Annotated in this window: 21 protein-coding genes; 8 read left to right on the top strand and 13 right to left on the bottom strand. The window is 64.9% G+C overall.

Going from position 1 to position 26,312, the window contains the following annotated elements:
• Positions 1–2: 2 nt before the first annotated feature.
• From ASE02_RS07360 to ASE02_RS07345, 4 genes are all read left to right on the top strand, one after another.
• Complete coding sequence (locus tag ASE02_RS07360; RefSeq protein WP_056732669.1) at positions 3–530, top strand: methylamine dehydrogenase light chain; 528 nt, start codon at positions 3–5, stop codon at positions 528–530.
• Positions 527–1,000: a cytochrome c gene (locus ASE02_RS07355; protein WP_056732667.1), complete on the top strand. Its 474-nt coding sequence runs from the start codon at positions 527–529 to the stop codon at positions 998–1,000. The genes ASE02_RS07360 and ASE02_RS07355 overlap by 4 nt, the downstream gene beginning before the upstream one ends.
• A complete protein-coding gene (locus ASE02_RS07350) occupies positions 997–1,467 on the top strand; it encodes a hypothetical protein (RefSeq protein WP_056732665.1) in 471 nt (156 codons plus the stop codon). Before ASE02_RS07355 ends, ASE02_RS07350 begins: the two co-directional genes overlap by 4 nt.
• An 80-nt stretch (positions 1,468–1,547) precedes the next feature.
• On the top strand, positions 1,548–3,704 hold the full coding sequence (locus tag ASE02_RS07345) for a TonB-dependent receptor (RefSeq protein WP_235536632.1): 2,157 nt from the start codon (positions 1,548–1,550) through the stop codon (positions 3,702–3,704).
• A 103-nt stretch (positions 3,705–3,807) separates the two neighbouring features.
• Here the strand turns inward: ASE02_RS07345 and ASE02_RS07340 are convergent, their stop codons facing one another.
• Positions 3,808–4,794, bottom strand: a complete 987-nt coding sequence (locus ASE02_RS07340; RefSeq protein WP_162257146.1) for a GlxA family transcriptional regulator — start codon at positions 4,792–4,794, stop codon at positions 3,808–3,810.
• Positions 4,795–4,889: 95 nt separating this feature from the next.
• On the opposite strand from ASE02_RS07340, the gene ASE02_RS07335 reads away from it, so the two are divergent.
• On the top strand, positions 4,890–5,435 hold the full coding sequence (locus tag ASE02_RS07335) for a cysteine hydrolase family protein (RefSeq protein ID WP_056732658.1): 546 nt from the start codon (positions 4,890–4,892) through the stop codon (positions 5,433–5,435).
• A gap of 182 nt (positions 5,436–5,617) precedes the next feature.
• The gene (locus ASE02_RS07330) at positions 5,618–7,018 is read left to right on the top strand and encodes an amidase (RefSeq protein ID WP_056732656.1); all 1,401 of its coding nucleotides are present in this window, start codon (positions 5,618–5,620) and stop codon (positions 7,016–7,018) included.
• A 205-nt stretch (positions 7,019–7,223) separates the two neighbouring features.
• Here ASE02_RS07330 and ASE02_RS07325 read toward each other — a convergent pair whose 3' ends face one another.
• The 8 genes from ASE02_RS07325 to ASE02_RS07290 form a co-directional block, all read right to left on the bottom strand.
• Positions 7,224–8,138, bottom strand: coding sequence for a hypothetical protein (locus ASE02_RS07325; RefSeq protein ID WP_056732654.1), 915 nt, complete (start codon positions 8,136–8,138; stop codon positions 7,224–7,226).
• On the bottom strand, positions 8,135–9,214 hold the full coding sequence (locus tag ASE02_RS07320; protein ID WP_056732652.1) for a hypothetical protein: 1,080 nt from the start codon (positions 9,212–9,214) through the stop codon (positions 8,135–8,137). Before ASE02_RS07320 ends, ASE02_RS07325 begins: the two co-directional genes overlap by 4 nt.
• Positions 9,215–9,406: 192 nt before the next feature.
• Entirely contained in the window at positions 9,407–10,837 is a 1,431-nt protein-coding gene (locus ASE02_RS07315; protein WP_082601913.1) for an integrase family protein, read from the bottom strand.
• A gap of 360 nt (positions 10,838–11,197) precedes the next feature.
• Positions 11,198–11,602, bottom strand: coding sequence for a nuclear transport factor 2 family protein (locus ASE02_RS07310; RefSeq protein WP_056732650.1), 405 nt, complete (start codon positions 11,600–11,602; stop codon positions 11,198–11,200).
• Positions 11,603–12,012: 410 nt separating this feature from the next.
• Positions 12,013–12,315: a hypothetical protein gene (locus ASE02_RS07305; protein WP_056732648.1), complete on the bottom strand. Its 303-nt coding sequence runs from the start codon at positions 12,313–12,315 to the stop codon at positions 12,013–12,015.
• 138 nt (positions 12,316–12,453) lie between these two features.
• Positions 12,454–12,828 (bottom strand): PRC-barrel domain-containing protein, encoded by a 375-nt coding sequence (locus tag ASE02_RS07300; protein ID WP_056732645.1) that lies wholly within the window; start codon positions 12,826–12,828, stop codon positions 12,454–12,456.
• A gap of 107 nt (positions 12,829–12,935) precedes the next feature.
• The gene (locus tag ASE02_RS07295) at positions 12,936–13,358 is read right to left on the bottom strand and encodes a heme-binding protein (RefSeq protein ID WP_200957625.1); all 423 of its coding nucleotides are present in this window, start codon (positions 13,356–13,358) and stop codon (positions 12,936–12,938) included.
• 5 nt (positions 13,359–13,363) lie between these two features.
• Positions 13,364–14,611, bottom strand: coding sequence for a D-amino acid dehydrogenase (locus ASE02_RS07290; RefSeq protein ID WP_056732642.1), 1,248 nt, complete (start codon positions 14,609–14,611; stop codon positions 13,364–13,366).
• Between the two features lie 236 nt (positions 14,612–14,847).
• On the opposite strand from ASE02_RS07290, the gene ASE02_RS07285 reads away from it, so the two are divergent.
• A complete protein-coding gene (locus ASE02_RS07285; protein ID WP_056732640.1) occupies positions 14,848–16,389 on the top strand; it encodes an amidohydrolase family protein in 1,542 nt (513 codons plus the stop codon).
• A gap of 66 nt (positions 16,390–16,455) precedes the next feature.
• On the opposite strand, the gene ASE02_RS07280 is transcribed toward ASE02_RS07285, so the two are convergent.
• The 3 genes from ASE02_RS07280 to ASE02_RS07270 form a co-directional block, all read right to left on the bottom strand.
• On the bottom strand, positions 16,456–17,883 hold the full coding sequence (locus ASE02_RS07280; RefSeq protein WP_056732637.1) for an alpha/beta fold hydrolase: 1,428 nt from the start codon (positions 17,881–17,883) through the stop codon (positions 16,456–16,458).
• A 143-nt stretch (positions 17,884–18,026) separates the two neighbouring features.
• On the bottom strand, positions 18,027–20,381 hold the full coding sequence (locus ASE02_RS07275; RefSeq protein ID WP_056732635.1) for a TonB-dependent receptor: 2,355 nt from the start codon (positions 20,379–20,381) through the stop codon (positions 18,027–18,029).
• A gap of 518 nt (positions 20,382–20,899) precedes the next feature.
• The gene (locus ASE02_RS07270; RefSeq protein WP_056732633.1) at positions 20,900–22,885 is read right to left on the bottom strand and encodes a serine hydrolase; all 1,986 of its coding nucleotides are present in this window, start codon (positions 22,883–22,885) and stop codon (positions 20,900–20,902) included.
• Between the two features lie 205 nt (positions 22,886–23,090).
• Here ASE02_RS07270 and ASE02_RS07265 point away from each other — a divergent pair, with 205 nt between their 5' ends.
• Complete coding sequence (locus ASE02_RS07265) at positions 23,091–24,377, top strand: amidohydrolase family protein (RefSeq protein ID WP_056732631.1); 1,287 nt, start codon at positions 23,091–23,093, stop codon at positions 24,375–24,377.
• 50 nt (positions 24,378–24,427) lie between these two features.
• Here the strand turns inward: ASE02_RS07265 and ASE02_RS07260 are convergent, their stop codons facing one another.
• The gene (locus tag ASE02_RS07260; RefSeq protein WP_056732628.1) at positions 24,428–26,284 is read right to left on the bottom strand and encodes an AMP-binding protein; all 1,857 of its coding nucleotides are present in this window, start codon (positions 26,282–26,284) and stop codon (positions 24,428–24,430) included.
• Positions 26,285–26,312 lie beyond the last annotated feature (28 nt).

The raw sequence follows: 26,312 nt of genomic DNA, 5'->3' as shown, positions 1-26,312 counted from the left end.
CCATGTCTGGTCTCGATAAACTCACGGAAGGCTTCTCCCGCCACCTGGCGCGGACAACATCGCGGCGCAGTTCACTCGCCTGGTTGGGCGCGGCCTTGGCCGGCGCTGTGGCGGTTCCGGCGCTGCCGGTGTCCCGGGCCGCCGCGGCCGAACCTAAACGCGCCGCACGGGTCGCCGAGGATCCGGGCGATCCCACCAGCTGCGACTACTGGCGGTACTGCGCGATCGACGGCTTCTTGTGCTCATGCTGCGGCGGGTCGGTGAGCACCTGCCCCCCGGGAACTGAGATGTCGCCGATCACCTGGATCGGCACCTGCACCAATCCCTCCGACGGGCGAGCCTATGTGATCAGCTACAACGACTGTTGCGGCACGTCGTCCTGCGGTCAGTGTTCCTGCCACCGCAGCGAAGGCGATCGACCTCAGGTCCGACCCCAGTCGAACAACGACTACAATTGGTGTCTGGGCACCGAGAGCAGCATCTATCACTGCTCGGCGGCCGCGATCATCGGCGTGGCGATCGAGCCATGACGATGCGCGCCTTGTTCCTAGCAGCGAGCGCGGCCGTCCTAACGGCGTCCGCCTGCTCGGCGGCCGCGCAATCGGTAGACGGCGCGGCTATCTACAACCGGTGCGCGGCCTGTCACACCGCCACAGGTAAAGGCGTTCCGGGCGCCTACCCACCGCTGAGTCTCGATTTTCGACAGATGGCCGCCAAGCCAGATGGGCGTCGTTATCTGGTGGCGGTGGTGACCCGCGGCGTGGCCGGGCCCCTGACCGTCGAGGGCAAACCGTATCGCGGTTTTATGCCCGCTCAGTCGGGCCTGAACGACGCCTCAGTCGCGGCGGTTCTGAACCATGTCGGCGCCTCGATCGCAACGACCGGCCCGGCGTTCCGCCTCTTCACCGAGGTTGAGGTCGCCAAGCATCGGGCATCGTCCGCCGATCTCAATGGCGCCGCCGTCGCAAAACTCCATGCGTACCTCAGCGGCGCAAAATGAGGTTGGCGAAGCGCATCCTGTCCCTGGCGGGCGCCGCCCTGGCGATCACGGCCAGCTCGGCCGCTGGGCAGGAGCCTGGCGTCGCCAATCCGGCCCGGGCGCGCATCGACTACATGCTCAAGTGCCAGGGGTGCCACCAGCCGGACGGGATGGGGAACACCACAAACACGCCGCCACTGAAGAACGAGGTCGCGCGCTTTCTTTCCGTGCCTGGCGGTCGCGAATTTCTTGTTCGCGTCCCCGGCGTCGCTTCAACAGACCTCAAAGATGACCGGCTCGCCGAACTTCTGAACTGGACGCTCTTTCAGTTCGACGGCGCAAACGTGCCGCGTGACTTCACACCCTACACAGCATCGGAAGTCGGCAGACTACGAAAACGCCCCTTTCGATTAGAGCGAATGCCTGCTCGCGACGCCTTGGTTGCCGCAATCGAGGAGTTGTCCGCTGCCAAGCACAACCAAAAATGACCACCGACACATAAGGGGGACTAATGTATAATCGGTCGAATACTCGTAAATTCTTGCTTTCCAATGCGGCTCTGGCCGCCATGCTCTACGCGACGTCTGCAGGAGCGCAGACGTCGCCCGAGGCAGGCGGCGCTTTCGTCGAGGAGGTGATCGTCACGGCGGCCAAGCGCTCGGAAAACCTCCAGTCGGTCCCGATCTCTGTCTCCGCGATCACTGGCGATTCACTGGCCAAGTCCCGCATCGACAGCGTCGATGCGCTGGTCAGCAGGATTCCCAACCTCCAGCTGAGCTCGACTGTGGGTGCCAACACCCCGATCTTCGCGGTTCGCGGCGTCTCGATGTCGGACTACTCGCTCAGCCAGGCGAGCCCGGTCGCGACCTATTATGACGAGGTCTACAAGGGCAACTTCGCCTTGCTCGGCGTGGCGATGTACGACCTCGAGCGTGTTGAAGTGCTGCGGGGCCCCCAGGGGACGCTCTATGGCAAGAACACGACTGGCGGCGCAGTCAATCTCATCAGCCGCGACGCCAAGCTGGGCGAGACCAGCGGCTACGTTAGTGCGGGGTATGGCAACTACAACCGCGTCGATCTGAACGGCGCCGTCAACCTGCCGCTAGGGGAGGACGCCGCTCTGCGGTTAGCCGGCACCTATAGCCGCGCGGACGGCTGGTTCGAGAGCGTGACCCCTGGCATCCGGGACCTCAACGAAGTTCGCGAATACGGCGTGCGCGCGACCCTCAACTACGAGCCGGCCGACGGCGTCCACCTGAAGCTTGTTGGGTCGACAAGCCTCCAAAACCCGCAGAACTACGGGATCTACGCGACCCCGGAAGCGACCAATCGGCCCGGGCTCGACACTTGGGAAGTCGCCTCGAACATTCCCGATCGCCGCCGGGCGCGGACTTGGTCCCTTGCGCTCCACGCCGACGTCGACGTTTCCGACACCCTGACTTTGACGAGCATCACCTCCTGGGACAAAGGAACGCTTCACTTCGTAGAGGACACCGACGGGAAAGCGACCAGTGAGCTGGAAATCACCTACGGCGATCGGGCCAGTCAGTTCGCTCAGGATCTGCGCCTGACCAGCGACACCGGCGGTCCGTTCGACTTTATCCTCGGGGCCTATTTCAATCGTGAGAAGGTGTTCAACAACAACGTCCTGAAAATGATGAACGAGCTCGACGTCAACGGTGACGGCGCCATCGATTACAACGACTGCGTCGACAGTGGTTTTGTCGCAGCTTGCCAGCTCACGAACCAGTTCTATCAAACCAAGAAAAGCTACGCACTTTACACCGACGTGAAGTATGAGCTCGATGAGAACCTGACGCTTCGCGGCGGACTGCGCTACACCCGCGACGAAGGCGAGCAGGCCGACTACCAGTCCGACGCCTATGGCGCCGACGGCGTCCTGATCACGAACCTCATCCCGCCGACGAACCTTGAGTACTCGGCCAAAAACCTGTCGGGCAAGATCGGGGTCGACTATAAGCTGTCGTCGAACAAGATGGTCTACGCGACCATCAGCACCGGCTATCGTGCGCCGAGCTTCAACGCACAGGCTTTCTTCGACCCCAGCGAAATCACTGTAGCCAAGGCCGAGAAGGTCACTTCGTACGAGGTGGGTGCGAAGACGCAGTTCGCCGATCGCCGAGTGACGCTGAACATGGCCGCCTTCTACTACGACTATCGCAATCAGCAGTTTCTGAACATCGACGCGGCCACCGCGCGCCAACAGCTACTCAACATCCCGAAGTCTCGCATCTATGGCGGCGAGGCGGAACTGTCGGCATACGTGAACGAGAGCTTCAGCCTGCGCGCCGGCCTGGGCCTGCTATCGACCGAAATCCGAGAAGGTACGGTCAGCGGCGTCGATGTCAGCGGCAACAAGCTGTCCAATGCGCCAGAAGTCTCGGCCAATCTGGGGCTCGACCTCACCATCTTCGAAAACGAGAATGGCAAGCTCTCGCTACACCCGGAAGTGGCCTATCAATCGAGCCAGTACTTCGAAGTGATCAACATTCCGAGGCTCAGGCAGGACGGCTACGCGCTGCTGTCGGGACACATCAGCTATGAGACAACGGATGGTCGCTGGAACGCCTCGGCGTGGATCAAGAACGCCGCGAATGAGAAGTACTTCACGTCGCGCATCGATCTGCTCAACAACTGGGGCTTCGATTACAACCAGCTCGGCACACCGAGAACGTATGGGATCTCTATAGGAGCCAAATTCTAGCGCTCTAGATCTCGATGTCTAAAAGGCCCTCCCCCGTTCGGGCCATCGACGGCTATGCTGCGTCGGAATTGGGGGAGGTCGCCTTCGGACCAACTCGCAGTCGCTAGGCGGTCTCTACAGCCTTGGCGTCGACGCGAAACCGGCGGCGGTACTGCCCAGGCGTCAGGCCGACGAGTTTCGTGAAGACCTTCCGAAATGCGCCCGGGTCGGAGTAACCGACCTCCCATGCGATGGAGTCCGCAGAGAGATTGGCGAACTGAAGCAGCTCGCGCGCTTTGCCGACCTTCAGCCGCTGCACATACTCCGTCGTGGTGTAGCCGGTCGCTTTTTGGAATCGGCGAAGAAAGGTGCGCGGCTCAAGGCCGGCTTCGGCAGCCAGCGTCTTCAGATCCGCCTCACGGGCGGCCGTAGCCTGCAGCCAGTGCTGGACCTTCAGAACTCGCGCATCACCGTGAGACAGAATTGGCGAGAACGAACTGTAGTAGCTCTGCTCGCGGCCTGGCGGGTCCACCAAAAGCACTCGGGCGGTCTCGAGCATGACCTTAGGGCCGAGAAAGCGATCGACCAACTTCAGCGCCACGTCGATCCAGGCCATGACGCCGCCTGCTGTGATGATGTCTCCGTCATCGATGATCAGCCGATCGGTGTCGAGCCGGGCGGCCGGAAAGCGGCTCCGAAACTGCGGTTCGAAGCTCCAGTGCGTGGTGACCGTACGCCCATTCAGCAGCCCGGTTTCTCCAAGCATGAACGCACCGGCGCAGACAGAGCCCAGAATGACGCCGTTGTCGTATTGTTGCTTCAGCCAAGGGGCATACTCAGCGGCACATTGGCGCTCCATCGGCTTGCCGAGCGCAGGCGGCAGGAGAAGCACAGTGGCGTCTCCCGAGGCGCCGTCAGCAGTGTCGAATTCGCGCCGCAGCGCCTGTTTGGCCCCCGACCTGCTCCAGTGGCTCACCCGCAAAGTAGGCTCACGCCCATCCTGGCGGGCAAGATCAACAGCAACCTGCAGCAGATCCGTCATCCCGAGCACGGCAGCCATCTGTACACCGGGATAGATCACCAGACCGATTTCAGGAGGTTGGCCAGCCATGTCGTTCTTGCCCCGAAAAATGTCAGTAGCGCCACTGATGTAGGAGCATTGATCGCGCTAACCAAGACGACTTCTCAAGCCTTGAGGTCCATCAGATGAGCAAGCGCGCAGTGGTCGTTGTCGACCTGCAGAACGAGTACCTTTCCTCCGGCAAGCTGCCGCTCGTCGGCATTGGCCAAGCCGTCCAGAACGCAGCCAAGGTGATCGCTGCTGCTCGCGGGAGCGGTGATCTGATCGTGCACATCCGTCATGAGACGCCTGCTGCAAACGCTCCTGTTTTCACGCCCGGTTCTGAGGGCGTCCAGATCATTTCCGACGTCGCGCCGGCCACCGGCGAGCGCGTCATCGTTAAGAACTATCCCAACGCCTTCCGCGAGACGGACTTGGAGCAGATCTTGAAAGCGCAAGACGCTCAAGAAGTGGTCATTGTGGGCGCCATGAGTCACATGTGCGTGGCCGCAACCAGCCGGGCCGCGTCTGACCTCGGGTACAAGACGACTGTGGTGCACGACGCGTGCGCCACGATGGATCTCGAATTCAATGGGCAGGCGGTGCCGGCGGCGCAGGTCCATGCCGCGAACATGGCGGCGATCGCCTTTGCGCATGGCGCGGTGGTGAGCACCGAAGAACTTGTCCGCTGAATAGATCCAAGCCGCCCATAAAAACAACCGCGACCGACTGGTTGCGACCTTCCCCGCGCGATGAGTCTGTGGGCCAAGCAACCAACCCTTTCCGGCAAGTTTTGGTCGGTTGCTCCGGCTAAGTTCAATCATGATAGGGGCGACCGCTCATGGTCGCCCCTTCTTCGTAGAGGCAAAGGTCGATGTCAGAAACAGGCTTACATAACCTCGAATTGCTTGAAGTCAGCAGCCTGATCCAGTCTGGGCGGACGTCTTCGGTCGAGGTCACAAAGGCCCTCCTTCAACGCATCGCGGACATCGACCCCCAGCTCCATGCGTATGTGACCGTTCTGGCCGAACGCGCCCTCTCCGACGCCGCGGCGGCCGATGCAGAGATCGCGTCCGGCAAGATTCGCGGCCCTCTCCACGGCGTTCCTGTCGCGGTGAAGGATCTCCTATGGACTGTAGATGCGCCAACAACCCATGGCATGCCGCTCAATAAGGCCTTCATGGCGGGCGAGGACGCTACTGTGGTCCGCCGTCTACGCGAAGCGGGCGCGATCATTCTCGGAAAACTACAGCAGACCGAGGGCGCCTTCGGCGATCACCACCCCGAGATCCGCCCTCCCGTAAACCCTTGGAACGCCTCCATCTGGTCGGGCGTGTCATCAAGCGGCTCGGGCGTGGCCACAGCAGCAGGGATGTGCTTCGGTTCGATTGGAACCGACACAGGCGGCTCCATTCGCTTCCCATCCGCCGCCAACGGGCTGACCGGCTTGAAGCCCACCTGGGGGCGGGTGAGCCGGTTCGGCGCTTTCGAGCTAGCGGCATCTCTCGACCACATCGGACCGATGGCTCGTTCGGCGGCGGACGCCGCCGCGATACTCGCCGCGATTGCTGGTCCAGACCCCAAGGACGCCACAGCGGTTCACCTACCCGTACCCGACTATCTCAACGAAATGGCGGCCGGCATCAGCGGCCTTCGCATCGGTATCGATAGGGGGTGGGTGATCGACGGTGTCGATGCACCGAACCAGGCCGTCATCCGCAGCGTGATCGAAGTCTGCGAGGCTCAGGGCGCCATCGTCCAGGAAGTCCGCTTCCCCGACCCAACAGAAATAGTCGCTGATTGGACACCACTCTGCAGCGTAGAAGCCGCCGTCGCTCACGAAGACACCTTCCCATCGCAGCGCCAAGCCTATGGCCGAGCACTTGCCGGCCTGCTGGATCTAGGGCGAGCGCAGTCGGCGATGGACTATCAGAGACTGTTGCTGCGCCGGGCGGACTTCACAGGGCGCTTACGCGGGATATTCCAGACGATCGACCTGTTGCTGATCCCTGCAACGGGCGTGATCACCCCCACAGCGGAGAAGATGAAAGCTGTCGCCACCGACGGCGAGCTAGCCTCGGCAATGTTCAGCTTCACCATGCCGTTCGACATCACAGGCAATCCCACGATCACCCTGCCGGGTGGCATGAACGAAAACGGGACCCCTGTCGGATTCCAGTTCGTGGCGGATCACTTTCGCGAGGATCTGCTCTTCCGTGCGGGTTGGAGTTATCAGTCGGTCACTGATTGGCACCGCCGCCACCCATTCAGTTGATCAGGTCCTGTCACACCCCGGGGAGGGGCTGCGGCCCTGCCTGACCCTGTCGATGGAATTTCCATCGTAGGCTCCTAGCCGCAGCCCAACGACGAGCGACACCGTTCCCACAGCAATGGGAATGACCAGATAGGCGGCAAGCCAAGCGACCATGAGACCGGCATTCGCCACTGGGAGACCGCGGGCTGATTTACGGGAGCAGGTTTTATCCCGCCCCCGTCTTCTCCATAGCGCCGGACAATCCATCCAGAAGCCGTTCAATGACGGCGTTGACGCCGCGTTGGCGCAATAGCCGTGCGTCCCGGTCCGCGTCGGCGTCACCCAACTCGAACAGAGCGACCGCCACGGGTCCGTCGAAAAGATGGCCGTCCTCCATCGTCGGCGCGAAGCGAGAACGTAGGAGCGCCAACGCCATGAGGATGGTGTCGCCGTGGACGCCGTTCAGGGCCTCGATGAACTCGAGAATCGCCGCTTCGACGCCGCCTTCGATATGCTCGAGGCAGTAAACGAGATCATGGGCGTCCTTGCGCTCGCCGCGATGGTCGAAGGCAAAGGCCTTGAGGCAGGTGAAGCTAACGATGTTGGCATAGGCGATCGTCTCAGTCGCCCGGCCTCCGCCGCCGATCAGTTCGGCTGTCACCTCAATCTTGTCGTGCAGATCAAACACCATGGAGGCATAGGGAATGTGGGCGGCGGAGACCTTTCCCTCGGTCGGCAGAGAAAGAACCTTGGCGCCATCGGGATCAGGATGGTCGGCGAGAAACTCCAGGATCAGCATCCGCCCACCATCGAGCGTTATCGTCCAACGCCAGTTGACCCACTTGCCGTCAGGGTTCTGGAAGCGCTTGAACCCCATGTCTTCCAGGTTTTCTTCGAACTTCCAGTAAGCTTCCGTCTCCGTGAGCATCTTCAGGTCCACGACCACATCCAAGTCACCCGTGCCAGCGTGCACGGGAACCTCGGGTTCGCGACGCCTCACGAGATAGGCGGGGGCGAGCCCCCCGACGAGGACGATGGATTTGCGCCAAGGGCCTAAATTACGCAGCAGGGTCACGAGGACGCGCTCGGCGTCCGGACCGACCTGCTTGTCGAACAGGTTAGCGAATTTCGGTTTGCTCACGGGCGCTCCAGACGTTGGGCCCGAAGATGATCGGCGAGTTCCCGCGCCCGGCCTGGGCTCTGGAGGAGATCAAGATAGGTCTGCAGCGGACTCGAGAAGCACGCGCCCTCGATAGCTTCAGTAAGAGCGAAACCGCTATCGGTCTCAATGACGCCGAGGTTCCACCCTTCCCGAACGGTTCGAGCCCCAAGTCGCTCCAACACGGCGGCGGCCTGCGGCCCGGCCTGCATGCGGCAGACGAGCTGCGAAACGTTCGACAGATAGGGCGTGTAGACCTGCGCCGCCGCCTCTCCCGTTATCGCGTATAGGCAGTGTTCGGCGCGACAGGCCTCGTCAAGGCGGCCGATCAGACTCGCCACGTCCACGCCCGGCACGAAGTACCGACGGATCGGCGCGCTCTTAGCGGTACGCTGGTGCTCGGACCAGGCGTCAAGCAAGCCCCTGGGATTGACGAGCCGTCGAGATTTCGCGGGCCCGGACCCTAGGGAACTCACCCAATCGTGCCTGTCGAGCGCGGTCAGAGTCTCCGAAGCTGTGGCCGCCGAGACGCGAGCCCGTTTGGCGATCTCATTGACGCCAAATGCTTGGCCTTCCATCGCCCAGACCGCCTGCAGCGCCTGCGACCGTCGCCCCGTAAAGACAGAGGCCAGCGCCTTTTCGGCGCTCTTGCCTACCGGCTTATCAATCAGGATGAAGACGCCGGACGCCTTGAGGAACAGACTCCCGCCGATGTCGAAATAGCCGATGCCCTCCTCGCGTAGGATTTCACGCCCGCCAGTCGAAATAGACTCAGCGATCAGGACGGAAACCATGTCGTGTCCGAAATGTGCTTCGGACCGATATCGGGTGAGCTGATAGGCGGCCTCGCGCGCATCCCGTGGATAGGCCGTGCGTTTGACTTCGACAATGAGCCGAAGTCGGCGATCACCGATCTCCACATCGACAATCGCGTCGGCCGCGTGACTGCGGCCATGGGGCTCCCTTTCAACCCGCTCGACCACGGCCGCAACCCCTTCCAAGGCGTCGGTGAACGCCGATATCAGCGCGTGGTAACTCCAATGTTCGAGCGATCGCATTAATTTTGTGTCCAGTGAATATGGCCAATGTGGCGAATATTCGAGAAAATGTCAATATTCGCTGCGCAGGGAATTTCAGCGCAGTGCGCTCTGGATCAGATCCGCGCGCTGGGGGATCGCGTCGAGAAGTGAAACGCAAAGGTTGCCGCTAGACTCGTCAAATGAAGTGGCCGCCCCAGGTCCGCCTAAATCTCATGCCGCGCGCGCCGCGCGACGCGAAGGCGCGTCCAACATCCGCTCATCGAGCCCCTGGACCTGGCAACGCGCGGCCTGAATCTCCAACTTGCGAAGCGCAGAACGTGGCCCCCGCAACGCCCGCGCCTCGTCGGGCGACGCCAAGAGCAGGTCCTCCAGCTGCATGCGGCTGGTGCTGTTGAGCCAGCGCGACAGAGCCGGACTGGGCCGCCGACCACGGCCGACAACCGTGCCGATGATAAAGCTCGACAGCTTGTCCTGCTGGGCCCGCAGGTGGTCACCCATGAGCTTGGCGCGGGTGATGTAGCCGGCATTTACGCCAGGAAGCGCATGGTTCATCAGCAGGTGCATATCGACCTCGGAAAGGCCCGCAGCTTGGCCAAGAGTTCGATAGCTCTGGCGCAAATCGTTGCCCCACTTCGAGAGCACGACCCGCTTCTCCTTGTGCTCCTCCAGATGGCCGCTGGGCGCATCGCTGGGAAACAGCCAGATCTCCGCGCCCAGGGGATAGAGGATCGGCGCCAGACGCCGCAGTCTGAAGACCGTCTGCAGCATGGCGCGCGACAGGGGGATGTCAAACGCCCGCGCCTCCCCGCCCTTGGGCCTCGGGATGCGCAGTGATCTTGTCCGCAGGTCCAGGTCCTGGAGCCGGACATGCTTCAGTGCATCCGGCCGGCAGCCGGAGAGCAGTGACATGAGGTGAAACTCACGCCGCACTGGATTGTCGATCATGGCCAGTTGCTCGAACCAAGCCGGCAGATCGGCCACCCCGAGGGCCGTGTCGCGCCGCTTCTCCGGATTCCAGTCGACTGCAAAGGCGGGGTTCTGGTGCGGCAGCTGCGGCGCGGTCTTCCGCGCGTGGTTGTAGATGGCGCGGAAGCTACGCATGGCGCCGTTGGCGATGGCCGGACCGTTCTCACGGCTGATGGCGTCATGCCGGTCCGCCACCAGCCGGGGCTCCTCGCCAAGCACCGAAAGAGGCAGGTCGAGCCAGTCGACCAGAAGGCGCTCCACATGGTCACCGTAATGCCGGAGCGTCGCCGGGCTGCGCGCCTTGCGCACCAAGTGACCTGCGCGGAACCGAGCCCAGGCCTCCCGCAAGGTCGGAACGCCCTTGGGACGCGCCGAGGTGGCGCCGGACTTCTCCGGCCGTGGATCGTGCCCCCGGGCGATCTGACCGAGCAGCTCCTTGGCGCGAGCCCGTGCGTCACGGCAGGAGACATCTTCGGCATCTCCCACCTTCATGCGGATCGACCGTCGGACGCCGCCCTTCCGGAGATCGGCCTGGATCATGAAGCTCTTGGCGCGCCCGCCGACCAGGAGAAAGAACCCGCCTAGCTCGGCATCGCGCGCGAGGTACTGCTCACCGGGCGCAAGGGGCAGGCCTGCCACGTTCTTGTCGGTGAGGGGAAGACGAAGATCGCCCATGTCTGAACCTTGAAGCAATGTCCATTAGAACGGCACGGCTAGAACGGTTTTAGAACGTCAAAGTCTCAAACCACCAATCGCGCGCTACTAGACACCGTTCTTGCGCATGAGGCCCCCATCCGCAAGGACTACAAAGGCTTAGTAGTATGATTTCGCACTCACGGTTACTTTCTCGCACTTCACGAATACTTCTCTTAATCAGCGGGTCGTAGGTTCGAATCCTACTGCACCCACCAATTTCCTCAGTGAAATCAATGGTGGTCTCGGATGTTCGCAAGAACATTCCGCGCTACGTGCGACTTGGCTCAAGTCGCACGTGCGACCTGCTCTCCATCTTCGGTCGCCCCGGCCCAGTTGGAGCTATGCGGCCTTCTTCTCATCGAGGAAGGTCTCGCTGTGGGCATGGCATTCCCAACCGCTCGGCCCTCTGACCCATGTGGAGCTATCGGCCGCGCGCAACTCCGACGACTTTCCGTTCATCGTCACGCTCTGACGCACCGTATAGGCGATGATCGCCACATTGGGTGCAGGCGTCGCGACCTCGACGTCGTCGAACTCGTACGAATGAAGCGCCCAACCGCCATCCTCGGTCATCTTCCCCATCTTGTCCTTGGCGATGCTCATCACGCCTCGGGCGCCTGTCACCAGGCTGGTTTGTCCCGATAGCTTAGCGGTTCTGCGGCCGTCCTTGGCCTTCATGGCGTCCCAGTAGGATTTCTCCAGGGCGATGACTTCGTCGCTGGTGGGCGCTGATACGTCGGACATTGGAACCTCCTTTGCGTCGTCGCAGGAGGAAATCACTGCACGCCCGCCATGGTTCCAAACTCCTGGGCGTCGCGCAGCTCAACGCATCATTGCAAATAGCTCGCAATAGCGAGTATGGAGCAGCCCTCAGTTTCGAGTTCAGTGGGGGCGTATCACACCGAAACGCCCCTCTGTCGGAGAGCCGGCGCGGCGAGACGGGAACTATCCTCACGCAGGCGAGTTCACTCCGCGAATTCCCCACTGTCATGCTTAACAAGCCTGAATGTTCGAGTAATCCAGGCGGCCTATCGGTCGCCTGGCCTTGGCGTCTCGCGCTCGGCGGGTCGCCCGTTCCGCCGATGGCGGAATGCTGACGCCTCCGATCTCCCAGGATCGGAGGCGTTGTCGATTCCCCGGCCCCGGCGGCGCGTTCAGTACCTGGGACTGCCGTCTTCCCAGTAGTACCGCCTGGCGCTCGGATCATAGAAATAGTACCGGCCGGCGCGCTCATCGAAATACTGCCGCCGATTGACGTTGTCGAAGCGGGGCGTTGTCGCCGCGCCGATCGCCGCGCCCGCTGCGCCGCCGACCAACGCGCCGGTCAGGGAGCTGTCGACCGCCGCGCCAATCGCGGCGCCGGCGAGGCCGCCGGTCGCAGCCCGTTGCGTCGTCGTGGTCCCGCAGGCCGCCGCCAGCAGTCCGCATCCGACGATGATCACTGGCATGACCTTCATGGAGCATCCTCCTCAAGCCGCCCAGCGCCCACCAAGATCAACAGCCCTGCCCAATCAGCGGTTCCCGGGAGATAAACCGGGCCCCGCCGACGCGGCCGAAGCTTAGAGCCGGCGCCCGGACGGTGGCCGAGATAGGCGTCAGATGTACGGCACGGCCCCGTAGCGACCGTAGTAGTCGAACAACTTGGTGCGCCAGGAATCGCCGGCCCCGAGCTCCTCAAGATCCTGCCGGTCCAGGGAGGGCGCGGCTTCGAGTTGCGATTTTTCAAGCGCGACGACGTAGCCATCCTTGCCAAGGTCGTATTCCAGCATCGACCACGGGAGCGGATGCAGGCGCTCGCCGATCCCCAGGAACCCGCCGAACGACATCAGCGCGTAGACTACCTGTCCCGAAGCCTTGTGGATCGACAGATCCTCGACATGACCTATCCGTTCACCGGCTTGGTTGAAGACCGAGCTCCCCTTCACGCGACTGGCCGTGATCAGATGATGGGCCGAAACGTGGGCCGCCATGAGGTTTCTCCTCTTGATCAGGCCGTCCCACGGGCCGCGGGCGGCCACTATGGAGGTAACCGCAAGCCGCCATCCCGTGTTCCGCCAGGCCGTCGTCGCCGCGGGCGTCAGGCGCGCTGGGCCATCAGCCCGACCGCCGAGATCGCGGCGGCGGCGCACGCTTCGTCATTGTCGGAACTGTCGCCGGTGACGCCGACCGCGCCGATCGGCCGCTGCTCGCCGTCGACGATGATCAGGCCTCCAGCGGCCGGGACCATGCCATGGGGCGCTATCGGCCCCAGGGACCCCACGAAACCAGGTCTTTCAGCCGCCATCTCAGCGATGCCGCGCGACGAGATTCCAAGACCGAGCGCGCCTGAAGCCTTCCCGATCGCCAGCTGCGGCCGCAGCGTCGAGGCGCCGTCCTGCCGTTGGAAGGCGAGCAGGTGGCCCCCGGCGTCGAGCACCGCGACGCTCAAGGGGCGAAGGCCAAGTTCGCCCCCCTTGAGGATCGCCGCGCCGATGATCTGATTTGCCTGTTCCAGCGTCATGTGAGTCATCCTGGTCGTCCAAAGCGTTGATCGACCGCTTCCGCGGCGAGTTGAGCGGTGGCCGCCGAGAGCGTCCAACCAAGGTGCCCGTGGCCGGTGTTGTAGAACACCGACTTTCGGCCTCCTGGCCCGACGCGCGGCAGCATGCTGGGGGTCATGGGGCGCAGACCGGCCCACGGAACCACCTCGCCTGTCGGCATTCCAGGAAAGAGCCGTTCGGCCCACGCCACCAGCGGCGCGATGCGGTCAGCCCGGATGTCCCGGTTCTCGCCATTGAATTCGGCGGTCCCGGCGACCCGGAACCGGTCGCGGCCAAGCCGGCTCGTGACGATCTTGGCGTCTTCGTCCAGCAGACTGACGGTGGGCGCAGCGCGCCGCCCCGCTTCGTCCCCCAGGCCGACGGTGATGGAGTACCCCTTCACCGGATAGATGTTGACGCGGTCGCCCAGCATCCTGGCCAGCCGGCGGCTGGCGACGCCGGCGCAGATGACCACACCGTCCGCCGACAGCACCTCGTCGCCTTCCCCGCGGTCCGACACGTCCCGCACCCTCACGCTCACCCCGCGATCGTCGGCGTGCATCTGGCCGACATCGGCCTCGAGCCGCAGGACCCCGCCCAACCTGACGCAGGCCTCGGCCAGGCCACGGGTGAACTTATGGATGTCGCCGGTGCTGTCCGATGGAGTGAAGAATCCCGCATGATACCCGGCGTCGGCGTCCAGCGCCGGCTCGATGGCCAGCAGTTCCGACTTCGTGACGGCATGACGTTCGAGGCCACCCTCGCCCAGCAACCGGTTGGCTCTCGCCGCCCGCTCGAATGACGGCTTGTCGTAGTAGAGGTGCAGAATTCCACGCGGCTCGAAATCGAACGCGATGTTCTCCCGCTGGGCCATGGCCAGGAGGTGTTCGCGCGAGGCGATCGCCAGCCGGGTCGTTTGCAGGGTGTTCTGCTTGTAGTTGCGGATCTGACCGCAGAACTCAGCGAGCCAGGAGTATTTGTGCAGGCCGGGCCGCGGGTTCATCAGGAGAGGCGCGTCAGGACGCAACATCCATCGCAGGCCCTTCAGGATCGTGCTCCAGCTGTTCCAAACCTCGGCGTTGCTGGCCGAGAGTTGGCCGCCATTGGCGTATGACGTCTCCATCCCCGGGTAGCGACGCCGCTCGACGATGGTGACGCTGTGACCGCGCTGGAGCAGCGCATAGGCGGTGGTGACGCCTGTGATCCCCGCACCGATGACAATGATGGCCGCCATGCGACGTCTCCGAAATTCAGCAGCCCCGCGCGGCTTTGGCCCATTATTGTTGGTGTCTCGCAGCGAAACCCCGTCCAATCGAGGGGCCTGGAGCCTGAGGCCCGTCACCCCTCCCGCCGCCCGCCTGGCGTGGTGGGAGCCCCCCGTTTGAGGGGGGCCGCCGAGAGATCGGCGTTGGAGCATGACCGGTAGGGAGCTCGCGCTCAGACAAGGCGCAGGGCGTTTTGGAGACGACGATGCAGTTCGCGAAGATTGAGACGCCGCGCCGCAGCCGCTCGGCGCGGGGCCGGGCCATTTTCATCTCCGCCCTGCTGGGCTGCACCTCCATCGCAGGCGGCGCGGTCGGGCAGACCTACGACCTGGCGATCCTCCATGGCCGCGTCATGGATCCCGAGAGCGGCCTGGACGGCTTGCGCAACGTCGCCGTCTCGCAAGGCAAGATCGTCCGAGTGACGCGCCGGCCGATCCGTGGCCGCAGCGTCATCGACGCCAGCGGCCTGGTGGTGGCCCCCGGTTTCATCGACCTTCACGCCCACGACCACAGCCCCCTCACCCACCGGCTGCACGCCCAGGACGGGGTCACCACCGCCCTCGAGCTCGAGAACGGCGCCTTCCCGGTGCGCGCCTGGTACGCATCGCGGGTCGGCGTCTCGGCGATCAACTTCGGGGTGTCGGCCTCGCACGGGGTGATCCGCGCCATCGCGCTGACCGGGTTGGACGAACGGCGCGTCACCGGCGACCTCGAGGCGGACATCAAACTCCTCGAAGGCAAGGCGGACTGGCAAAACCCGCCGTCCGACGCCGCCGAGCGGCTACGAATGATCGATCTGGTGGGCAAGGAGCTCGACGACGGCGCCGTCGGCGTCGGGTATCATTTGGCGACCACTCCCGGCGCGGACACCGCTGAACTGAGTGCGCTTTTCGCGGCGGCCGCGCAGCGTTCGGCGCCGAACTTCATCCACATCCGCTCGGTCGGCCAGGTGACCCCGAGCACCGCCGCCCGCGAGGTCATCGCCATCGCGAAGTCCACCGGCGCCAGCGTCCATATCGTCCACGTCAACAGCAGCGGCCTTTGGGACACGGCCGATATCCTGACCCAGGTGAAGGAGGCCCAGCGGACCAGCCTTGACGTCACCACGGAGGCCTATCCCTACACCGGCGCCATGACCGCGCTTGATGACCCCCGGTCCGGGGCCGAGGGCATGGCGACCTACCGGAGCAGCTTCCACGACCTCGAGCTTGTCGCCACCGGGGAACGCCTGACGGCCGAGACCTATGAAGCGGCGAAGCGGCGCGATCCGCACGGGGCGCTCATCGCCCATGTGATGACCTTGGATAATGTCGACCTGGCCCTTGAGAACCCCCTGGTGATGGCCGCCAGCGACGGAGAAGCCTACCACGACGGCAAGGGCCACCCGCGGGGCGCCGGGACCTTTTCACGGATCTTCAGCCGCTACGTCCGGGAGAAGCAGACGGTGCCGCTGATGCAGGCCATCGCGAAGGTCAGCCTCATGCCGGCGCGGCGGCTTGAAGCCTATGTTCCGGACATGAAGCTGCGCGGGCGCATCCAGAAAGGGGCCATCGCGGACATCACGATCTTCGACGCCGACAAGATCGCGGATCGCGCGACCTACGAGAACCCGACGGCTCCATCGGCCGGCATCGCCTATGTCCTGGTCGCCGGGCGGGCCGTCGTTGACCGCTACAGGTTCCAGGACGACGTGAAGCCGGGCGTGCCCATCTATGGCGCTGGTCTGAAGGCCCCGGCCAAGCGTTAAGCTGGCGCGCCTTGCCCCTGGCACGGCTCTCGCCGGCCAGGGGTTCGGGTTTGAAGACCCCCGGGTTCAGCGCCCGAAACGGTAGGGATCGGGAAGGATCGTTGAGCGATCGACCTCTCCGGTTCGATAGTAGCGAGCGATCATGTCGCCCACCGCAGGCTCCTGGCGGGCGAAATCCGAGTGCCCGTAGTCCTTGAACACCACGAGCTGACCGTTGGGGAGATAGGGCATCAGCTCGGCTTGAACGAACACCAGCGGGGTCGCGACATCGAGGTCGCCATTGAGCACCAGGGTCTCGGTTTCGTCGTAGGCGCCGCGACGATACGCCGGCGGCGGCTCGTGCCTCGGCCATCGCTTCATGACCGCCTGGAACAGCATATCCAGCGGCGAGCCCATCGAGGCGGCCGACGCCCCGAAGCTCTTCTCCAGGCTGTCATACCGGTACCCGTCCAGGGCTCCCTTGGCGAGAATATCGCCCCAGATCACGCCCTTGAGCCCCTCGGCGCCGCCATCGCCGAACGCCTTCAGAGCCTGGGTGTCGCCGTTCTCAGCCGCCAATGCGGCGTCGATGAACGCCAGCGCGCCGGCGCGGCTGTAGAGCGAGACGAATAGACCCAGGCGCGACTTGCCGTCATCGACGCCACCGGCCGCGCTCGCCTCGCCGAGCCTGACCGCCTTGAGCAGGCTGGCCCGCAGATCGGGCGTGCGGCTCGCGCAGGCCTGGCCGTCGCGGCAAAGCTCGGCCAGCCGAGCCAGCACCTGATCGTTCACATGGGCGCTGAAGACGAAATGGCCCGGCGGATTGGCGCCGGCCATGACCGATCGCTGGATGACGCCAGGATGTGCGCGCGCATAGAACTGCGCCACGCGCGTCCCGTAGCTGACGCTAAGCAGGTTGATTTTCTCGGCGCCCAGCGCCGCGCGCGCGGCTTCAAGGTCGTCGATGACGCCGAACATCGAGTAGCGGGCAAGGTCGTAGCCCCCCTGCTCCAGCCGCTGCGCGCAGACCCCGCCGGCGACTTCCAGATTGTGCAGGCTGCCTGCGGACAGAAGGTCCGGCGCGGCGACCAGCTCGTCGATTTCAGGGCAGTCGAGCACGACCGGACCGTCGGCCCCGCGATACCCCAGATAATAGACGTCGCGATCCCTCGCGATCTGGCCGGTCGGCAGGTTCGAATGAAGGTTCGGGCTACCCGGACCGCCGTTGAGGACAAACACCGGCGCGCCCGGCGTCTTGCTGGTCGTCGGGATCTTGACCAGCGGCAGTTGGAGCCTGCGTCCCGCCGGCTTGGCGCTGTCCTCAAGGACGGTGAGGCTCGCGCACTGCGCCGTGGCGGGAAATTTGCCCGCCTGCCCCGGCCCGGCGCACGGGCCAAAGGGCGTCAGCTCCACAGCCTGCGCCGGCGAGACCTGGCAACACAGCGCCAGGGTCGCGGGAAGCAGGGTCAGCGCGAGCCGCGAGCCCGCCTTGGTGGTCTTGGGCGAGAACTGCATGGGTCATGTTCCTGATTGGCGTCGACGCACCTGGCGCGCGGTTCGGCGCCTCGGTGCGGACGCGCTGTCGCCAGCGCTGCGATCGTGGCTGCGAACAGCCGAGCCACATGCCCGCCGCAAGGCGACGGGCATGGGCAAGCGGGCTAGAACTCCCGCACGGCCTGGACGCCCCAGGTGCGTCCTGGCGCGAAGGTGCCGAAGTGGGCTCCGCCTGCGGAGGGCCGGAATTCAGAGGCGGTGTAGCGGTTGTCGAACAGGTTATCGACGAAGCCGCCCAGCTTCCAATTCTCGGCCTTCACACCCAACCTCAGGTCAACGACCTCGGGGTTGGACAGACGTTCGACGTTGTCGTTGTCGGTGAAGCCGCTCCAGCCATTTCGGTAGGAGGCGAAGCTGTACAGATCGAGGTCGTCCGTCAGCGGCCGGCTATAACTGACGATCGCCGACAGCGAGTACTTGAAGGTCCTGGGCAGTTGGTTGCCCGAGTAATCCACGCCGCCGGTGACGAAGTCCTTGAACTTCGCATCGAGGTAGCCGGCGGCGACGTCGATGCGCAGGCCCTCGATCGGCGCGGCGCTGACTTCCAGTTCCAGGCCCTTGTTCCGAACCCGGCCCGCGTTCACGCCGAGGTTGTTGATCTGCATGAAGGGGTCGGGGATCGAGACTAGGCTGTCCTTCCGGTCCTGCAGGAAGGCCGTCAGGTTCGCCCGGAGGCGGTGATCGAGCCAGTCCGTCTTCGCGCCGATTTCGTAGCCGACGCTCTTTTCCTCGTCGAACGGCAGCAGATTGACGGTCGATGCGACGCTGTTGAAACCGCCGCCTTTGAAGCCCGTCACCACCTTGGCGTAGGCGAGGAACGAGGGCGCGACCTTGTAGTTGAGCCCAAATCCGCCGCTGAGGTTATTGAACTTCGCCGCCGTCTCGGCGTGGATGCGCGGATCCAGGCCATTGAAGAACAATTCGAAGATCTCGGGGCAGGCTTGCTGGCAGTTGGCGGTGAAGTTCTGGGCGAAGTTGATGCTCTTCTCGTCGCGCGTGTAGCGCGCGTTCCCCCAGGCCTCCAGCTTGTCGGTCACGGCGTAGTTGACCTCGATGAAGGCCGCCGTCGATTTCAGGGCCTGCTCGTTCACGTAGGTCGTCGGGAAGCTGTCGCCGAGGTCGCCTGTCCAACCCGTAGCGAACGGGGTCAGGCCGATCGCTGAGATAGGCGTGCCCACCGGTGCGCCGAAAATTGGCGCGAACCCGGGGGTGACGACCCCGCCGGAATAGAGTTGGGCGATGTTGGCGCCGCCGATGGCTCCAGAGAACAGCCCTCCGACCAGGTTGTCGAAGTTGAGCGCGATCTCCTCGTCGAGGTAGTTGACCCCCGCCACGAAGCTGAGAGCGCCAAACTTCTCCGACGCGAACCGGAGCTCGGTGAAGAACGAGTCGTGCGAGGCGTCGTAGACGATGTCGTTCAGGTGGAAGTTCGTCCGGTCTTCATCGCGCCGGGCGTAGAAGTCGGCCGAACGATAGCTGGCGATGGCGGTGGCGAGGCCCGCCGCCGTTTGCCAGTTCACCTCCTGGAAGAGGTGGAACTGTTTGAAGTTACGCGCCTCCGGGACGTCCCGGAACTGGTTGCGGGTGTCTTCCGGCCGCGTCCCAGGAACCGGCACGGTACGGTTGCTGTCCAGGAACCCCGAGGCCGCGTCCGGCGCCTCGACCACCAGCGGCGAGCCGCCGTCCGCTTCGATGTATTCGAGCGTGGTGGTGAAATCCCAGTCCGGGTGCGGGGTCAGCAGGGACCGGATGCGGATCGACTTGGTGTCCTGGGCGTCGGCGTAGTGCGCCTGGTTGACGATGTAGTCGAAGCCCTTGTTCTGATCGATCAGCAGCCCCGAGACACGGACGGCCCACAGGTCGGCGGCGATCGGCACGTTGACGGCGGCGCGAAGTTCGCGGTGTTCCTTGGTGGCCAGCTGCAAGTCCACATAGCCGCCGAACGTGAAGTCGGGCTTCACCGTGATGACGTTGAGGGCGCCGCCGACGGCGTTGCGGCCATAGAGCCCGGCCTGGGGTCCCCGCAGGATCTCGACGCGCTCGGTGTCGTAGAAGGTCGCCGTGGAGAACAGCAGCCCGCCGATATAGATGCCGTCCCGGTACACCCCGACGCTGGGATCCTCGTCGCTGAGATTCCGGCCGCTGCCGCGGATGGAGATCTCGGCGGAGGTGTTGCTTTCCTGGGTGAAGGTGGCGTTCGGAACAAGGTCGACGAAGTCAGCGACTTCATCGAGGTTTCCGGCCTTGACGGTCTCGTTGGACAGCACGGAGATCGCGACCGGGACATCCTGGGCGCTCTCGGCGCGCTTGCGCGCGAAGACCGTGATCTCCTCGATGGTGAAGCTCTCGGCCTCGCCCGATGTCTGGGCGGCCGCGGAAGTCGCGGGGATCAGCGCCGCGGAGAAGGCGGCGCAGGCCAGCAGGTATGAAAGACGCGTGGAGCGTCCTTCCAGCTGCATTGCGGCACGGGGGCGATTGTCGCTGATCAGTACAGCGCTCCACCCGGAATTCATCTCACTCATAGGTCCCCCTAATTTGCTCTACGCCCCTGCCCCGCCGGCGCGAAGCGTCGGCGTGAAAGGCGTGACAAGGTCCATCCGCCCAGCTCGGCCTCGAGACCCGCAGGGCGCCCACCCAGGGCGCACCGTGGGCGGTCGTTCGCGGGCCGCTTGGCGGACATGGGTCTCGCTAATCAGAGGCTAGGAGCCAGAGCCGACAGCTTCCCCCCTCATTCGACCGGGGCGGTCAGATCTATGCGCGGGCGCGACCCAGCCATTTGAGGGGATCGGTGCGGTTAGAGGACCAGGGCCGGTCGCCTGGAGGCCAAAGGCGTCGAGGAATGTGCCGCGGCGCCCCGCCTTGTCGCTGACATAGGCAAGAGGTCGGCCTCGGTGAGACCGGCCGGTCGGCATGGTCATTTGTAATGGGAAGGCTGCGCGGTCGGGGCTGAGTTCAGAGTCCCAGCCCCCTGGCGCGGTCAGCCCGGCATGTGCACGCCCAGCAGCTTGAAGAAGCCGAACACCACGAGCAGGCCGAGGGTGGCGACGGCCACGAAGGTGACGTGGACGCGCCGGCCCCAGTGGCCCCAGCCCGCCGTGTGCGCCGGCGCTCGCCGCGTCCACATGCGGACGGCTTGGACCGACAGGGCGAGCGCGATCAAGACGGCCAGGTTGGCCACGACGACCATCATCCAAAAGCGGCCCTTGTCGCCGAGCGCCATCTGGTTGATCAGGCTGTCGCCCTTCGCAAAGCCCGCCAATATCGAGGCTGGGAACGCCAGCACGATGAGGGCTGCGGCCACGCCCAAGCCGTTGGTGAGGCTGCGGAAGCGGCCGGCTTGAGGCCATAGGAACAAGAAGAACCCTGTCGCCGCGACTCCGCCCAGGGCGATGAAAGCCAGGAGCATGGATTTCGGGTTGAAGATCGGGCTGGCCGGCGCCCAAGCCTGGTCGGCGAGTCCGGGCGTCAAATAGGCGACGGTCCCGTCGGCGTTCAGGGTGAAGGCGATGTACGGCGGCTGGTATCGATTGATCGTATAGGGGTCGTCCCAGATGTTCTTGCCGGTCGGGCTGGCGAACACGCCCCCGCCGATGTCGACATAGGGGCCGACACCGTTGAGCAGCAGGCCCCGACCGTCCTTCGAGCGTTCCACCTTGAAGACCGCCGCGGGATTGAACGCCTGGCCCAGAGCCTCAACGGTCGTGAACGGCCGCTTCTGGGTCCAATAGGTCCCAACGAGCGTCTTCAGATCGGATTTGCCTGGCGAGACCTGCGGCGCGGGCTGCTGGAGGAACCGTTCGACAAAGGACTCCCGCAGTTCGTAACCGGTGGGAGGGCCCTGAACCGGCAGTTTTCCGGCGGCCTTCTCGGCGCCGGTGTAGCTGGACCACCCCGCGAGCCCGCCCTGCATGGACGAAACAAAGAAGCCGAACCGCTTCTCCGGGATCATCACCATCATGCTTTGGAAGCCCGGGGCTCCGCCGCCATGCTCAATGGTCTGGGCCCCATTGAGTTTCATGGTCCAGAAGGTGTGCGCAAAGCCCAGAGAGATCGGCGCGTTGCGGTATCGCTCGGTCTGCAGCTCCTTGAACATGGCGGGGCTGACCAGAGGGTAGCCGCCGTCTTCGCCCCGGAACATCTGAGCTTGCATGTAGCGGGCGATGTCGTTGGCGGTCGAGACGATGGTCCCGGCGGGCACGATCCAAGGATGGGGAAGAGCAGGCTTTTGGGCGACCGGCGTCCCGTCCTTCTCGAACACATAGTTCAGGCTCAGGTTCGCGGGATACTTCCCGTAGGCCATGCTTGTGTGGGACATCCCGAGCGGGTCCCAGATGTTGGCTTTGAGGTAGGTGTCGAGCCGCTGGCCGGTCACATCCTCGATCAGGAAGCCCAGCAGGGAGAAACTCCAGTTGGAGTAGTTGGCCGGGCCGCCAGGCTCGAGCGCCAACTCGGGCATGAATCTTTCGATCTCAGCGGCGGACAAAGGAATGTTCGCCGTTTGGCTTGAGCGGTCCAGGAACCCGAAGTCGATGTCTTCAAAACCGGCCCGGTGATTGAGGAGCTGGCGGATCGTAACCCGCGCGCCGCGATCGCCAGGCAGCTGCACCCGCTTCAGATACTTGTTCGCCGGATCGTCGAGGGACTTGATCACGCCTCGATCGACCAGCTGGCCGATCGCCGTCGCGACGAAGGTCTTGGTGATGGAGCCGACGATGAAGCCCGACTCCTCAGGGCTCACCGGAATACGCTTGGCGTAGTCGGAGTAGCCGTAACCCTTGGCGAAGACGACCTGACCGTCCTGCACGACGGAGACGGTGATCCCGGCGGTCCGCTTTTCGGCGACGGCCTGGCCGTAATACTGGTCCGCCCAGGCTTCCAGCTGCACGGGGTCGACGAGCTTCTCGGCCCTCGCGGTCCCCGCGGTCATCAGGAGGCACATCACCGCGGCGAGGTGCGCCAACATTCTTCCGCCAAGCCGACGCATGTGAACCGTTCCAATTCCAACGCTGATATTCCTGGCGAGCTTGAGAGCACGAATGGCGACCGCATTGACCCGCCGAATGGAGGGGGAAGACGCCGGCGGTCGATCCTAGTGCTGGGCCGCGCAGGAGCGCCACACACCTGGCGCCTCTGCGGCTTGTCCTACGCAAAGCCGAAGCGGAACCAAAATGCTGACGAAACCACGCCTGTTGGCCCACGCCGCGACGGCCGCGCTGCTCGTCCTGGCGACGCCGGCCCTCGCCAGGGCCGAAACCCTCACCCTGAAGGCGGACCGCTATCTTGATGTGGCGCGAGGCGTGCTGGTGTCGCCGGCTGTCATCATCATCAAGGATCGCGCGATCACCGCGGTCAATCCGAGCCAACCGCCGACCACCGACCGAACGCTCGAACTCCCAGGCCTGACCTTGATGCCCGGGTTGATGGACGCCCACACCCACCTGACCCTGGACGTCGCGCGCGGGTGGCGGCACGACGCCGTGACCAAGACGGCGGGCGACCTCGCCCTGATCGGCGCGGCCAACGCCGAGAAGACCCTCATGGCCGGGTTCACGACCATCCGCGACCTTGGGGCCGCCGATTTCGCCGACGTGGCGATCGCCCGGGCCGTCGAGGACGGGCTGACGCCAGGTCCCCACATCATCGCCGCCGGACACGCCACCGGCATCACCGGCGGACACTGCGACATCACCGGATATGTTCCGTCCGTTCTTCCGCCGAGCCCCGAGCGGGGGATCGCCGATTCCCCCGACGAGTTCACCAAGGCGGTTCGCTACCAAATCAAGTACGGCGCGCGCGTCGTGAAGATCTGCGCGACGGCCGGAGTGATGTCCGACGAGGCGAGCGTCGGGGCCCAGCAGCCGAGCTTGGCCGAGCTCAAGGCCGCCGCGGACGAGGCCCACCGTCACGGCCTGAAGATCGCCGCCCACGCGGTCGGCGAGGCAGGTGTCATCGCCGCGGCGGAGGCGGGCGTCGACTCCATCGAACATGCCTCCCTGCTGACCCCCGCCGCCGCCGAGGTGGTGCGGCGGCACGGCGCGTACCTGGTCCCGACGCTCTATCTCCTGGACGCCGTCGACCCGGCGTCGCTGCCGCCCGCACTGATGAAGAAGGGCCTGCAAATCCGCGAAGCCTCCAAGGAGAGCTTCAAACTGGCCTTGCGCGCCAAGCTGAAGATCGTCTTCGGCACCGACGCGGGCGTCTATCCCCATGGCGACAACGCCAAGGAGTTCTACGTGCGCACCCAGCTCGGCCAATCGGCGCTGGAAGCGGTGAGAAGCTCGACCCTCTACGCCAGCGCGTTGCTGGACGTTCCCGACCGTGGACAGATCAAGGTCGGGCTGCTGGCCGACCTGATCGCGGTCGAGGGTGATCCCCTGACGGACGTCAGGATCCTGGAGAACGTGCGGTTCGTGATGAAGGAAGGCCACGTCTACAAGCAGCCGCCTCGGCCCTGAGGCCCGCCCGCAGCGGGGGCGTCGTCCTCCGCTGCGCCCAGGACGTGACCTCAGGTGGTCGGTCGCGGACTTCCGGCGCCAGGCGAGTCATCTAGCCGATATTCAAACGTGTGCTGCGAGATCCATTCGAGGAAGTCGCTCCACGCAGGACCTTCCGCCGCTCCGCCGCGGCGGATCAGCACCCAGATCCCCGAGGCATGAGCCTGGTCGATCTCAACCTCCGGCCTCGCCTGCGCTGGGAACGCGGCGTTCACCCGTTCGGTCACGACGGCGCGCACCGCCTCGGCGCGAAGCGCCGGCCGGAACACCTTGCCGATCGCCGTGACCGGAAGCGCTGGGAGCAGAATCACCGAGGCCGGTTTGGCCGGCGCCTCCGAGACGTTCTCGATGATGAAGTCCTTCAGCTCATCGGCGCTGACTGAAGCGCCCGGCCGCAAGACCGCGAACACCACCGGAACCTCCCCCGCGCGGACGTCAGGACAGCCGACCGCGGCCGCGTCTGCGACCTCCGGGTGGCTGCGAGCCACCTCCTCGATCGCGGCCGGGTCGATGTTGTGGCCGCTGCGGATGATCACGTCCTTCGACCGGCCGGTCACGAAGAGCCACCCTTCGGCGTCGAACCGCCCAAGGTCGCCGGTGTGGAACCATCCTCCGGCGTCGCCGACCGGTTCCAGGCCGCCGCCGCTACGGTGATAGCCTGCGGTGACGTTAGGTCCGCGCGCGAAGATGGCCCCCACCTCGCCCTGCGCGCACTCAAGGCCGGGCGAGCCATCCGCCGCCAGGTGGCGGATCTCCACCTCGACTCCGGACACCGGCTTGCCGACCGACGTCGGCGGCGGTCGCTCCGAACGCGGCGCGGCGCAGATCACGCCGGCGGTTTCCGTCATGCCATAGACTTGATGGATGGCGACCCCGGACGCGGTTTCGAATCCTCGCTGCAACCCCTCGGCCAACTGGGCGCCCCCGGCCATGCAGATCCGCCGTGGGTCCTGCGCGGGCGGTGGCCCATCGGCCCGGCGAAGAATGTCGGCCAGTGTCGTCGGCACGCCCCCCACCAGGGTCGCATTGTGATGCTCGGCGATCCGCCAGTAGTTCTTGACCAGCAGCGGGTCGCGGTTGCCCGAAGGCGTCGGCATGATCACCCGCGCGCCAGCCGACAAGGGAGCCAGGGTCAGGAGGATCGGACCCGCCACATGGAACATCGGCAAGCCGCACATCACGGTGTCTTGGCTGTTGAAGCCGTAGCTCTCTGCCGCCGCCTGCGCGGCATGGACCTGGTTGCCATGGGTGTGGACGACCAGCTTCGGCGCCCCGGTGGTCCCGCCGGTGTGGAAATAGGCCGCCCTGTCGCCCGGGGCTCTTGCCTCATCCGGTCTTGGCGGGGCGTCGCCCGCGCCCGCCATCAGGGCGGAGAAAGCGAGGGCGCCCTCGGGGGCCTCGCCGCCAAGCGTCACGATCGCTTTCAGGCTGGGTGTCCTGCGGCCGACCTCGAGCGCCTTGGCCCATATCTCCGGGTAGGTTTGCGGGCCTACCGTGACCAGCACCTTGCTGTCCGCGGCGCGCAGGATTTCCGATAGGTGCTCGATGCTGAGCAGGTAGTTCACCGGGTTGACGACGCCCGCGGTCTCGGCGCCCCAGAAGGCGAACTGCACATCGAGGAGGTTCGGCGCCAGGATGGAGACGACGTCCTCATGGCCGATGTCGAGGCGGCGGAACAGGTTGGCCGCGCGCGCCACGCCGGACGCGAACGCCGCGCGGGTGAGCCGGACCGGATCATCCTCCAACCTGGCCGTGGGCAGGAAGACCAGGGCCTCGGCCTCGGGCGAGCGCCGCGCCGGCCCAAGGATCAGGTCATAGACGTTGCGCGCCGTGGGGCCCGCCCGCACGGTCGATTGGCTCAGCGGCATGCCGGCGTCCCTTCAAAAAAGAAATGTA

This window comes from Phenylobacterium sp. Root700 (genome assembly GCF_001429025.1).
Classification (GTDB): Bacteria; Pseudomonadota; Alphaproteobacteria; order Caulobacterales; family Caulobacteraceae; genus Phenylobacterium.
Note: the sequence above shows the minus strand (reverse complement) of the source record. Positions and strands in the feature narration are given on the sequence as shown.